9 protein-coding genes are annotated in these 12,156 nt (G+C 75.6%); 4 read left to right on the top strand and 5 right to left on the bottom strand.

Annotated features, from left to right (window positions below):
• Positions 1-284 precede the first annotated feature (284 nt).
• The 3 genes from ACQUFX_RS16525 to bioB form a co-directional block, all read right to left on the bottom strand.
• Complete coding sequence (locus tag ACQUFX_RS16525; RefSeq protein ID WP_428961282.1) at positions 285-2,732, bottom strand: M14 family metallopeptidase; 2,448 nt, start codon at positions 2,730-2,732, stop codon at positions 285-287.
• A gap of 778 nt (positions 2,733-3,510) precedes the next feature.
• A complete protein-coding gene (locus ACQUFX_RS16520; protein ID WP_428961281.1) occupies positions 3,511-3,726 on the bottom strand; it encodes a biotin synthase auxiliary protein BsaP in 216 nt (71 codons plus the stop codon).
• A gap of 2 nt (positions 3,727-3,728) precedes the next feature.
• Positions 3,729-4,724 carry a biotin synthase BioB gene (bioB, locus tag ACQUFX_RS16515; RefSeq protein WP_428961280.1) on the bottom strand — a complete coding sequence of 332 codons (996 nt, stop codon included), beginning with the start codon at positions 4,722-4,724 and terminating at the stop codon, positions 3,729-3,731.
• Between the two features lie 343 nt (positions 4,725-5,067).
• Here bioB and ACQUFX_RS16510 point away from each other — a divergent pair, with 343 nt between their 5' ends.
• From ACQUFX_RS16510 to ACQUFX_RS16495, 4 genes are all read left to right on the top strand, one after another.
• Positions 5,068-6,267 carry an 8-amino-7-oxononanoate synthase gene (locus tag ACQUFX_RS16510; protein WP_428961279.1) on the top strand — a complete coding sequence of 400 codons (1,200 nt, stop codon included), beginning with the start codon at positions 5,068-5,070 and terminating at the stop codon, positions 6,265-6,267.
• A gap of 20 nt (positions 6,268-6,287) precedes the next feature.
• Positions 6,288-6,992: a dethiobiotin synthase gene (gene bioD / locus ACQUFX_RS16505; RefSeq protein ID WP_067374224.1), complete on the top strand. Its 705-nt coding sequence runs from the start codon at positions 6,288-6,290 to the stop codon at positions 6,990-6,992.
• A gap of 130 nt (positions 6,993-7,122) precedes the next feature.
• Complete coding sequence (locus ACQUFX_RS16500) at positions 7,123-8,862, top strand: sensor histidine kinase (protein ID WP_428961278.1); 1,740 nt, start codon at positions 7,123-7,125, stop codon at positions 8,860-8,862.
• Positions 8,859-9,530, top strand: coding sequence for a response regulator (locus ACQUFX_RS16495; RefSeq protein WP_428961276.1), 672 nt, complete (start codon positions 8,859-8,861; stop codon positions 9,528-9,530). The genes ACQUFX_RS16500 and ACQUFX_RS16495 overlap by 4 nt, the downstream gene beginning before the upstream one ends.
• Before the next feature lie 10 nt (positions 9,531-9,540).
• Here the strand turns inward: ACQUFX_RS16495 and ACQUFX_RS16490 are convergent, their stop codons facing one another.
• Both ACQUFX_RS16490 and ACQUFX_RS16485 read right to left on the bottom strand, forming a co-directional pair.
• Positions 9,541-10,713 carry an alpha/beta hydrolase family protein gene (locus tag ACQUFX_RS16490; RefSeq protein WP_428961275.1) on the bottom strand — a complete coding sequence of 391 codons (1,173 nt, stop codon included), beginning with the start codon at positions 10,711-10,713 and terminating at the stop codon, positions 9,541-9,543.
• Positions 10,714-10,815: 102 nt separating this feature from the next.
• Positions 10,816-11,970 (bottom strand): cytochrome P450, encoded by a 1,155-nt coding sequence (locus ACQUFX_RS16485; RefSeq protein ID WP_428966971.1) that lies wholly within the window; start codon positions 11,968-11,970, stop codon positions 10,816-10,818.
• Positions 11,971-12,156 lie beyond the last annotated feature (186 nt).

Here is a 12,156-nt window from a genome sequence, read left to right as displayed (position 1 = left end):
CCCTGCCCCGCGCGCCCGCTGGCCGCGCTGGCCCTGGTGTCGGCGCTGCCCGCGCCCGGGCGGGGTGGGCGGTCGTCGCCGGCCGGGGGACCGACCGGCGGCGACCCGAGGCCCCCACACACCCCGACCGCCGGCCGCAGCTCTGAGCGCCCGTGCAGGTGGTGGAGCCGTCGTGTGCAGCGGGGCGCCGATCGGGCCAGGATCTCGGCGCAAAGGGGAGCGCGGCCGTGGCACCGGGGGTGCCACGGCCGCGCCGGGGGGTGGGGCGAGTTGAGCTGAGAGGGTCAGCGGTCGTACGTGTCGGAGACGATCGCGAAGCCCCGGTTCCAGGTCTTGGAGTCCTCGCTGTCGGGCCGGTACGCCCGCTCGATGTTGCCGGCGGAGTCCACCGAGAACCAGTGGACCTTGGTGCCGTACGGCACCGTGATGGTCTCGCCGCCCTCACGGATGCCCGCGGAGGCGTAGAGGGTCGAGGCGTAGGTCGGCTTGCTGCTGTCCAGGGTGTAGAAGACCGCGGCCGGCTCGCTCGTGGAGAAGGTGATGTCGACCATGCCCGTGGTGGCGCTGTGCTTGGTGTGCAGGGTGCTGGTCGGGCGCTTCTTGTCCTTGTCGTGGTCGCGCGCCACCCGCATCAGCTCGACCAGACCGTTGGAGTACTCCATGGTCTGCTGGTGCGCCTCGGTGAAGGTCGGCTGGAAGGAGGTGCCGACCTCGAAGTTCCAGGCGTAGATGCCGTACTTGTACCAGAGCATGTCGCCGGAGTTGCCCGCCGCCGAGTAGAGCACGTCGGAGATCGGGCCGGTACGGGCCGGGGTGACCGCCAGGTTCCGGTGCCGCTTGATGGCGGTCAGGATCCGGGAGGACGCGCCCCAGAAGTACGACTCCTCGGCCAGGCTCGGGCGCGGCGCGGAGATCCGGCCCGGGGTGGCGTACGAGCCCGGCGACCACATGAAGTAGTTGCCGGAGGAGTGCAGGTTCATCGCGAACTTGATGTTGGGCCGGCTGGCCAGCCAGTCCAGGTTCTTGTTCTCCGGCTCGGAGAGCTCGCCCGGGCCGGCGTAGGTGCCGCTGGTGCAGCTCGACGAGGCGCCCGAGTAGCCGTCGAACATGCTGTACTCGGTGTAGTTGCGGTTGTTGTCCACACCCCACGAGTTGCGGCTCAGCGCGTCGGCCGCACCGTCCTCGGTGCAGTGGTTGGTCATGTTCTTCCGCTGCGAGGCGAAGTCGTAGAACGAGTAGTGGCCGCCGTCCGGGTTGATCGACGGGGCGATCCAGATGTCCAGGCTGCGCAGCAGCGCCTTGGTGTTCTCGTCCGTCTTGTGGTTGCGCAGCAGCCGCTCGGCGGTCTCGATGGTCACCAGCGGCGGCACCCACTCACGGGCGTGCTCCTGGGCGTAGGCCAGCACACCGGGCTTGGAGCCGTCCCGGAACTTGCCGATCCGCAGCGCGTACACCGGGTGCGGGTCGCGGGAGACGGTGGCCGGGGCGCTCAGGTTGTCGCTCAGCGGGGTGACCCCGGCCGGCGCGACGACACCGGCGCCGGTGTTGCCCCGGTAGGTGTACGCCTTGACCAGGGTGCCCGCCGAGGCGTTGAGGGCCGCGGCGACCTGGGCGGCGGTGCTGGTCACCGCGCCGCTGCCGTCGGTGGCGAGGCTGACCTTGATGGCCTTGTCGGTCACGGTGACCGCGAGGGCCTGGTCGGCCGCGCCCGGGTTGACCAGCTCGACGGTGATGTCGTTGCCGCCCTCGTGACCCCAGGCGAGCGAGTCGACCGCGACCCGGCTGGCGTCGGCCGAGCCGAGCACGACCTGCGCCTTGCGGCGGTAACCGTTGGTCTTGTGCGGCAGCTCGACCAGCTCGGCGAGCTCGGGGAACTCGTCGGCCAGCCGCTTGATCCGGTCGTACAGCTCGGTGGGGGTCAGGTAGCTGGTGACGAAGTCCTTCTGGTACCCCGGACCCTCCGGGTTCTCGTCGGGGATCGGCAGCCATTCCTTGACCTGCGCGACCGCCACGTCACCGGTGGGGCTGGTGATCTGGATCTTGTCCGGGCGCGAGGTGACGTTCGAGGCGCCCCGGTGGTACAGGTACACGCCGGCGTCGACGAACCGGGAGATGTTCTGCGTGCCGCCGGAGCCCATCTCGGTGCCCGGCCCGCTGTCGCGGGTCACGGTCAGCGTGCTGGTCGAGGTCTGGCCCTGGGCCCACTTCGCCTCCACCGAGAGCACCTGGCTGGTGCCGGAGGTGTAGTAGTCCGCGCGGATGATCTTCACGTCCGAGACGGCGGCGCTCTGGATCAGGTCGGCGGTGAAGGCCCGGTTCTCGGCCTGGTGCTCGGCGATGATCGCCTCGCGCTCGGCGATCCGGTCGTCGGTGTCCTCCGAGTCGTAGAGGGTCTTGCCGACGTTGTACCCCTGGAGCTTCAGGTTCTGGATCTCGGTCGGGGTGACCACGGCGTGCACCACGATGCCCGCCTCCGTCTGGGAGACGTGGTGGTCGAGGTCGACGCCGGTGGCGACCAGCTTGTCCAGCTCGGTCCGGTCGGCGACGGTCACCTCCACCACGCTCGCGTCCTCGTGGGCGAAGCGTTCGAGGGCGGCGTGGACCTCGTGGGTGTCGTCCGTGGCGGAGGCAGTCACGGCGGTGGCCGGACTGGCCAGGAGGAAGAGCGCCGTCGCCGCGGCGGTGGCCGCGGGGAGACGCCTTCTCCACCGTGGCAGGGAGGAGTGGGACATGTCGCTACCTTTCACTTACGGTGCCGCTGACCCGGAGGGAGACAGGGCGAAGTACCGTCGTCCACAGTGGACGAACGGTCCGGGGGTGTCACCCGGTCACGTCGTGACGGCTGGCCCGACAGGTGCCCCCGACGGGCGGGGAAACACTGACGGACCTGAGCGTGGCGGGCGAATGTGCAGGTCGTGGCCGTTGGGGGTTGGCCCATCCTGGACGGCGGCGACTTGATCTGTCAATCACCTCTCCGGCCGCCTCGCCGCATGTCACACGGCGGCCGAGGGATCGATCCACCGCCATGCCGAGCCACGACGATCCGAGGTGGAGGCCGGCGCGTCGGTCGGCCATCGCCCGCCCGGCCGCAACACGGCGGCGGTCGGCCGGAACGCCCCTACCGATCGGTGGATCCAAATCTACCGCATAACCGCCCAAGCACCGCGATCCCCGTGGTCGCGAGGCGGACCCCGGGACCCGGTCCCCACCCGCCGTCCCGGTGGTCCGCCCACCCGCCGTGCCGGCCATGCGCCAGCGGTCGCCCGGGACCGGTCCACCGACGGACAAGCACCGGTTCCGCCAGGGTGCGGCTCAGCCTGGCGGGTACGCCGCCACCGCCGGTGGTCCGGCGCACCCGCCCGGGTACCGGCCCCGCCCCGCCGAGCCAGCGGTGGCCGGTGGCCGGCCCGGCGACGGCTCCAGCGACGGCCCGGTGGTGAGCCAGCGGTGGCCGGGCGGGGCCCGGTGTCGGTCCGGCGTGGCCGGGCTCGGCCCGGCGGTGGCCGGTGGTCAGCCCCGGAGGTCGCCGTGTTCGACGCAGACCGCCGACCAGCCGGCCGGCAGGATCTGCACCTTCATCCGACGGCGGCACCGGGCGCAGAACCGGGGCGGCTCCAGCGCCCGCGCGGCCGCGCACGCCGGGTGCGGGCCGGGCTGCGCCGGCTCGCCGCACCGGTCGCACCAGGGCGGCGGCACGCCGTCGCCCACCGCCGTGGGGTCCAGCACGCTCACAGCGTCGCGGAGAGCGCCTTGACCGGCATCTTCAGGTCGTCGAGCAGCTTCAGGTCCTCCGTCGCCGGCCGGCCCAGCGTGGTGAGGTAGTTGCCGACGATCACCGCGTTGATGCCGCCGAGCAGGCCGTCCCGGGTGCCCAGGTCGCCCAGGGTGATCTCCCGGCCGCCCGCGTACCGCAGGATGGTGCGCGGCATGGCCAGCCGGAACGCGGCGATCGCGCGCAGCGCGTCCTTGCCCTCCACCACCGGGCGGTCACCGAGCGGGGTGCCGGGCCGGGGGTTGAGGAAGTTCAGCGGAACCTCGTGCGGGTCCAGCTCGGCGAGCTGCGCGGCGAACTCGGCCCGCTGCTCCACCGTCTCGCCCAGGCCGAGGATGCCGCCGCAGCAGACCTCCATGCCGGACTCGCGGACCATCCGCAGGGTCTCCCAGCGCTCCTCCCAACTGTGCGTGGTGACCACGTTGGGGAAGTACGAGCGGCAGGTCTCCAGGTTGTGGTTGTAGCGGTGCACCCCCATGTCGACCAGCTCGTCGACCTGCTCCTGGGTCAGCATGCCCAGCGACGCGGCGACCTGGATGTCCACCTCCGCCTTGATCGCGGCCACGCCCTCGCGCATCTGCTTCATCAGCCGGGCGTCCGGACCGCGTACCGCGGCGACGATGCAGAACTCCGTCGCGCCGGTGGCGGCGGTCTGCTTGGCCGCCTCCACCAACGAGGGGATGTCCAGCCAGACCGACCGCACCGGGGAGGTGAACAACCCGGACTGGGAGCAGAAGTGGCAGTCCTCCGGGCAGCCGCCGGTCTTCAGCGAGACGATCCCCTCGACCTCGACCTCCGGCCCGCACCAGCGCATCCGGACCTCGTGGGCGAGCTGGAGCGCGGCGGGCAGGTGCTCGTCGGGCAGGTTGAGCACGGCGAGGACACCGGCTTCGTCGAGGCCGACGCCGGTCTCCAGCACCTGGGCCCGGGCCTGGTCGAGGATCTCTGGCATGGCTCGTACCCTACAAGGCCCCGGGCAGCGGAGGAACGGCCGCCAGCGGCCGGCCGGTGCGCCGTACGGGCCCGCCGAGACCCCGCGAAGCCGCGACGACCAGGCGGTGGCGCGAGGCGCCGAGCGGCATCGCGACGCCACGCCGGGGCGGCGGCAGGTGGCCGTGACGCCACGCCGGGGCGGCGGCAGGTGGCCGTGACGCCACGCCGGGGCGGCGGCGGGTGGCCGTGACGCCACGCCGGTACGGGTCGGACAGGTGGTAATTTTCGCCCGGGCGGCCGGGGTGTTCCGACCCCGGCGGGAAGCGTTCGCGGCGATCCGGTCGGCGCGGGAGGGAGTGGCGGTGGCGGACTGGCTGGCGGCGCTCGACCGTCGTGCCGAACTGCGGGCCCGTGCCGGGCTCACCCGGCGGTTGCGCCCCCGGCCGGCCGACGACGTCGTGGTCGACCTGGCCGGCAACGACTACCTCGGCCTGGCCGGCCACCCCGAGGTCACCGCCGCCGCGACCCGGGCGCTCGCCGGGTACGGGCTGGGGGCCACCGGCTCCCGGCTGGTCCGGGGCTCCACCGAGGCCCACCACGACCTGGAGGCGGCCCTCGCCGACTGGCTCGGCACCGGGCGCAGCCTGGTCTTCTCCTCCGGGTACCTGGCCAACCTCGGCGCGATCCGGGGCCTCGTGCAGCCCCGTACCCTGCTGGTCGCCGACGCCCACAACCACGCCTCACTGATCGACGGCTGCCGGATCTCCGGCGCGGAGACCGTGGTCACGCCGCACGGTGACGTGGCGGCGGTGGCGCGGGCGCTGGCCGGGGCGCCGGGGCGACCGGCGGTGGTGGTGACCGAGTCCGTGTTCTCCGTCGACGGTGACCTCGCCCCCCTCGCCGACCTGCACGCCGTCGCCCGCCGGCACGGCGCGGTGCTGCTCGTCGACGACGCGCACGCGCTCGGGGTGCTCGGGCCGGGCGGGGCCGGCGGGGTGGCCGCCGCAGGCCTGGCCGGCGCACCGGACGTGGTGGTCACCGCGACCCTGTCCAAGGCGCTCGGCGGCGCGGGCGGCCTGGTGGCCGGCCCGGCCGAGTTCGTCCGGCACCTGATCGAGACCGGACGGACGTTCATCTTCGACACCGCGCTGCCGCCGGCCGTCGCCGCCGGGGTGCGGGCCGCGCTCGACCTGGCCCGCGCCGGGGACGACCTGCGGGCCGAGCTGGCCGACCGGGCGGCGGCCACGGTCCGCCGGCTGCGCGCCGCCGGGCTGACGGTCTCGGTGCCCGACGCGGCCGTGGTGTCGGTGACCGCGCCCGGCCCGCAGGCCGCGACGGCGTGGGCGGCGGCCTGCGCCGACCGGGGGGTCGCGGTCGGCTGCTTCCGGCCCCCGTCCACCCCTGACAACCGGTCCCGGCTCCGGCTGACCATCGGCGCCGGGGTGCCCCGGGCGGACTTCGACCGGGCCCTGGACGTCGTCGTGGCCTGCGCCCCGCCGGCGGCCGAGGCCCCGGCGTCGGCGGACACCCCGACGCAGGCCCGGGCGGGGGTGACGCCGTGAGCGGAGCGTGGCACGGGCCGGTGCTGGTGACCGGCACCGACACCGACGTGGGCAAGACGGTGGTGACCGCCGCGATCACCGCCGCCGCGCAGGCCGCCGGGCTCCGGGTCGCGGTGGTCAAACCCGGTCAGACGGGTACGGCGGCCGGCACGCCCGGCGACCTCGACGTGGTGACCCGGCTGGCCGCCCCGCTGACCGGGCGGACCCTGGCCAGTTTCCCCGACCCGCTGGCCCCGCTGGCCGCCGCCCGGGTCGCCGAACTGGAGCCGCTGGAGCTGTACACCGCCGTCGACGCGATCCGCGAGGAGCTCGACAAGCACGACCTGGTGCTGATCGAGGGGGCCGGCGGGCTGCTCGTACCGATGGGGCTGCGCCCCTCCGGCGAGCCGTGGACGGTGGCCGACCTGGCGGTGTCGCTGGACGCCCCGGCGGTGGTGGTGGCGCGGGCCGGGCTCGGCACGCTCAACCACACCGCGCTGACCCTGGAGGCGCTGCGCCGACGGGCGGTACCGGCCGGCGTGGTGATCGGCGCCTGGCCGGCCGAACCGGAGCTGGTGCACTGGGCCAACCTCAGCGACCTGGTGCCGGACCTGCTCGGCGCGTTGCCGGCGGGCGCGGGCGAGATGGACCCGGGCGTGTTCCGCCGCTCCGCGCCGGGCTGGCTGACCCCGGTGCTCTACGGCGTCCTCGACGACTGGCGGACCTGGGCCGAGGACGTGAGCTGACCGACCCCGCCGCCCGGCCGGGCCGTCGCCACCGGTCGGGCCGTCGCCACCGGCTGTGTCCTCGGCGTGTGCCGTACCCCTGACTTTCGTGGGTGTCCGGCCGGTCCCGCCGTGGGTAGCCTCGACCGCCGTGCGCAGACGGATCCGCGCCCGGGTGGCCGGGCGTCTTGACGGTCCCGCCCGGTGGGCCGGGCGGCTGGTGGACCGCTCGCGGGTCGTCCGGGACGGGCTGCTCTGGCTGGTGCTCGTGGCGCCACTGGTCTACGGCCGACTGCTCCCGCCGTACCGGTGGGCCGACCTGGTCGCGCTGGTCGGGGCGCTGAGCCTGGTCACGGCGGCCGTGCTGGTCGGCCGCCGGCTGCCGGTGGTCGCGGTGTGGCTGGTGCTGGTCGGCTCGTACCTCGACGGCAACGTCGTCTTCGCCATCCCGGTCCTCAGCTACCTGGCCGGGTGGCGCAGCCCGCGCGCCGCCCCGGCGGCCGTCGCGTTCGCCCTCGTCGCCGCCGGCGGTACGGTGCTCAACCTGGTGCTGCTCGGCACCGCGTTGGCGACCTGGTTCGTGCTGGCCTGCGTGCTGCTCTTCGCCGGGGTGTTCCCGTGGCTGGTCGGCCGGTACCGCCGGCAGCAGCACGCGCTGACCGTGGCCGGCTGGGAGCACGCCGAGGCGGTGGAACGGGAACGGTCGGGTGCCGCCGAGCGGGTCCGCCTGCGCGAGCGGGCCCGGATCGCCCAGGACATGCACGACACGTTGGGCCACGAGCTGAGCCTGATCGCGCTGCGCGCCGCCGCGCTGGAGATGGACCGCGACCTCGCGGCCCGGCACCGGGTCGCGGCGGGGGAGGTGCGGGCCAGTGTCGCGGCGGCCACCGAACGGCTGCACGAGATCATCGGCGTCCTGCGGGACGACGCCACCCCGACCGGTACCGACCCCGGTGGGGAGAGCGTCGCCGACCTGGTCGCCCGGGCCCGGGACGCCGGCCTGCCGGTGACCACGCGGATCGGGCCGGACCTGTCGGTGCTGCCGCCGATGACCGCGCACGCCGTGCACCGGGTGGTCCGGGAGGCGCTGACCAACGCCGCCCGGTACGCCGCCGGCGCGCCGGTCACGGTGACCCTCGCCGGCCACGGTGACCGGGTCCGGGTCGACGTGGTGAACGCCTCGGCCGGTACCCGTCCGGACCGGCGGCGCGGGAGCGTCGGCAGCGGAAGCGGCGGTCGGGGCGGTGGCCGCTCCCTCGGCGGTACCGGCCTGGTCGCGGTGGGGGAGCGGGTCCGGCTGGTCGGGGGTACCTTCCACGCCGGGCCGACCGCCGACGGGGGGTTCACCGTGTCCGCCCTCCTGCCGGCCGCCCCGCTCCCGCCCGGCGAGCCGCCCACTGCGACCGGGCCGGCCCGCCCCGCCCCGCCGGTGGTGCCAGGGCACGCCGACGGGTCAACGGCGCACGCCGACGGGCCGGTGGAGCCGGGGGAACGGGTCGGGGCCGACGGGGCGGGGTGGCAGTTGCGGGCCGCCCGGCGGCAGGTCCGGCGGAGCCTGCTGCTCGCCCTCGGCGCGCCGGTGGGCTTCGCGTTGGTGCTGTCGCTGGTCTACTACCCGGTCGCCACCGCCGGCGCGGTGTTGTCGGAGGCCGCGTTCGACCGGATGCGGGTCGGCACGCCCCGTACCGACCTGGCCGGGCTGCCCCGCCGGGAGGTGGACCCGCCCCGGCAGCAACCCGGACCATCGCAACCCGGGCCATCGCAACCCGAAGCATCGGACGGGCGGCGCTGCGCGTACTACACCGACGGCAACTTCCCCCTCGCCCAGCCGAGCTACCGGCTCTGCTTCGTCGACGGCCGACTGGCCAGCAAGGAACGGGTGATCCTGTGACCGGTGGACCGGCCGCCGTGCGGGTGGTGCTCGCCGACGACGAGGCGATGATCCGGGCCGGGGTCCGGGCGATCCTCGCCACCGACCCGGACATCGAGGTGGTCGCCGAGGCCGGCGACGGGCACGCGGCGGTGGAACTGGTGCGCGCCCACCGCCCGCACGTGGCGCTGCTGGACATCCGGATGCCCCGGCTGGACGGGCTGGCCGCGGTCGCCGAGATCCGGCGGCTGGTGCCGCAGACCGCCGCCGTCATGCTCACCACCTTCGGCGAGGACGACCATGTGCTCCGGGCCCTCGGCCACGGGGCCAGCGGGTTCCTGCTCAAGTCCGGCGACCCGCGCGAGCTGATCGCCGGGATCCGGGCGGTCGCCGGGGGCGGGGCGTACCTGTCACCCCGGATCGCCCGCCGGGTGATCGAGTTCGGCGCGGACCGGATGGCCCGCCGCCCGGCGGCCCGGGACCGGACCGCCGGGCTGACCGAGCGGGAACGGGAGGTGCTGGCGCTGGTCGGCGCCGGGTTGTCCAACGCCGAGATCGCCCGTCGCCTGCACCTGGTGGAGGGCACCGTGAAGAGCTACCTCACCGGGATCTTCACCCGGCTGGAGGTCCGCAACCGGGTGCAGGCCGCGATCCTGGCCCACGAGGCGGGCCTGGTACCCGCAGACTGAGCCCCGCCGGTCACGACCGGTCGGGGTGCGGGGCCCCGGCGGTGACGGTGACCTCGGGGAACCGGGGGCGGGCGCCGTCGAGCAGGGGCGCCGGCCGGTGCCGCAGGTGCCGGTCGACGAAGGCGGTCACGTACTCCCGGGTGATCAGCAACTGGCGTTCCGCCGGCACGGCCCCGGGATCCAGCCCGAGCTGGGCGCCGAGGACGGGGCGGTCGGTGAAGGACATGTGCCCGGTGCCGGCCACGGTCAGCCACCGTTTCCACCCGGCCAGGCCGGGCCAGTCCCGTACCCAGCTGTGGTCCGGCTCCCGGTCCGCCCCGACCAGCAGGACCGGCCGGTCCACGGCGCCGGCCGGCACCGGGACGAAGAGCGTGCCGTCCAGGACCGCCGCCGCGTCGACCCGCCGGTCGCTCCGGAGGGTGTGCACGGCGCTGGCCCCGCCGATGGAGTGACCGACCATGGCGATCCGGGCCGGGTCCACGAACCGCGCGCCCGGCCAGGCCTGCCGCTTCCCGAGCAGCCGGTCCAGCAGGTACGCCACGTCGGCCGCGCGTCCGGCGACCACCCGGGCGGCGGTGCCCTCCCCCCAGGCGTCGCAGGCGAGGCAGTCGGCGACCCGCCCGTCGGGGAACTCGACCCCGTACGCCTCGTACGGGTGGTCGACGCCGGCCACCACGTACCCCTGGCTGGCCAGCTCCTCGGCCAGCCCGGTGAGGGACTCCCGGCTCAGCGAGAAGCCGGGGGAGAGCACCACCAGCGGCCACCGGCCGGGCCGGACCGGGACGTCCCGGCGGGCGGTGGTGCGGACCGTGGTCAGCAGCTCCGGTGGTACCGGCAGCCCGGTGGCGGCGACGATCCGGGCCGAGACCCCGGCGGTGGTGTAGGGCGCGGGCGGGCCGGCCGCCCGGGTCGCCGGGTACCAGACCGAGACCATCAGCTCCCGGGGCAGCTCGGGTCGCCACGGGTCCGCCCGCCCGTGGTCGGTCAGGTGCAGCCAGGTGGTACCGACCGGGTGCCGGCCGGTCGGCGCGGGCAGGGCCAGCGCGGGCCCCGCCGGGGTCCGGGCCGAGACCGCCCCGCCCGGCAGCAGCATCAGCAGGGTCAACAGGAGAACGGCGAGCGCGCGCCCGGCGGCGGGCCGTCCCGGCTGCCGGGTACGGGGCTGTGCGGTGTGCGGTGTCATGCCTCCACGATCGACGTCGGGCGGGCCGGGCACCGCTGCCGATCGGCACCGCTGCGCCTCGACCTTCGTCAGGTGCCGGCCCCCGGGGCGGGGCCGTGGTCGTCAGGCGTGGGGTGGGCGGATCTGCGCGGGTACCGGCCGGCCGGCGCGGCGGACGACGAAGGCGTCCGGCATCCGGAAGGTGAGGTTGTCCGGGTACCAGGGCGGCCGGACCACCTCCACCCCGGTCAGCAGCGGGGCGACCTCGTCGACCACCACGCCCGCCTCCATCCGGGCCAGGTGCGCGCCGACGCAGCGGTGCGCCCCCGCCCCGAAGGCCAGGTGCCGGCGGGAGCCGCGCTGCCCGGGGTGGAACCCGTCGGGGAAGTCGACCACGGCCCGGTCCCGCCCGGTGCGGGCCAGCCAGAGCACGATGCTGGTACCCGCCGGCACCACCGTCCCGCCCAGCGTGGTGTCGACCGCCGCCACCCGACGCCAGGTCACGATCGGTGGTTCCAGCCGCAGCCCCTCCTCGACCACGTCGGCCGTCTCGACGGCGCCCCGGCGCAGGTCGGCGACGACCGCCGGCTCGGCGGTGAGCCGGTGCAGCAGCAGGGTGAGGAACTGCGAGGTGGTCTCCTGCCCGGCGACCAGGAGGAAGAAGAGCGCGCCGACCACCACGTCGGGGGAGTGCCCGGCGGCGCGCAGCCGGGCGGCCAGGCCGCCGCCGGTGGCGGCGAAGCCGCGCAGCACCCGGTGGAAGCGGCCCACCTCGGCGGCGAGGGCGAGCTGCCGGTGGTCGTCCAGCGGCGCCCAGAACAGCTCCAGCGCCGCCCGCGCGAAGTCCTTGACCGCCTCGACCGGCGCGTCGGGCAGGTCGACCAGCCGGGCGAGGACCAGCAGCGGCAGGTCGGCGGCGACCTCGGCGTGCAGGTCGACCGGGGCCCCGGTGGCGAGCGTGGCGGCGATCCGGGCGACCCGCCGCCGGAGCAGCCCGGTCAACCAGGGGCGCTGCGCGTCGACCCGGGCCGGGTGCAGCGCGTCGGCGACGGCGGCCCGGATCCCCGGGTGGCTCGCCCCGCCGTTGTTGGCCAGCGTCGGCGGCAACCGGAACCGGTGCCCGGCGAGGACCCGCAGCGCGGCCACCGGGACCGGGGTCACCGCGTCGAGGGCGTTGTCCGGCCGGTAGGTCACCGGGTCGGTGAGCACCTGACGGACCAGCGCGTGCCGGGTCACCACCAGGTGCCGCACGCCGACGTGGTCGGCGACGACCGCCACGTCCGGCCACCCGCCCGGAGTCGGGGCCGCCGGGTCCGGACGGCCCGTCGGGTCCGGACCGTCGGCCGGGGCGGTGGGGGCGGGCCGGTCGGGCGGGGCCGCGAGATCCGGACGTCCGGGACCGGCCGGGGTCACCAGGCCCGGTCGCGGGGGCTCGGCGACCGCCGTCCAACTCCGGAACAGCAC

This window comes from Micromonospora fluostatini, assembly GCF_050410825.1.
Taxonomy (GTDB): domain Bacteria; phylum Actinomycetota; class Actinomycetes; order Mycobacteriales; family Micromonosporaceae; genus Micromonospora; species Micromonospora rosaria.
The sequence above is the reverse complement of the archived record's forward strand: the minus strand, read 5'-3'. Positions and strand labels throughout refer to the sequence as shown.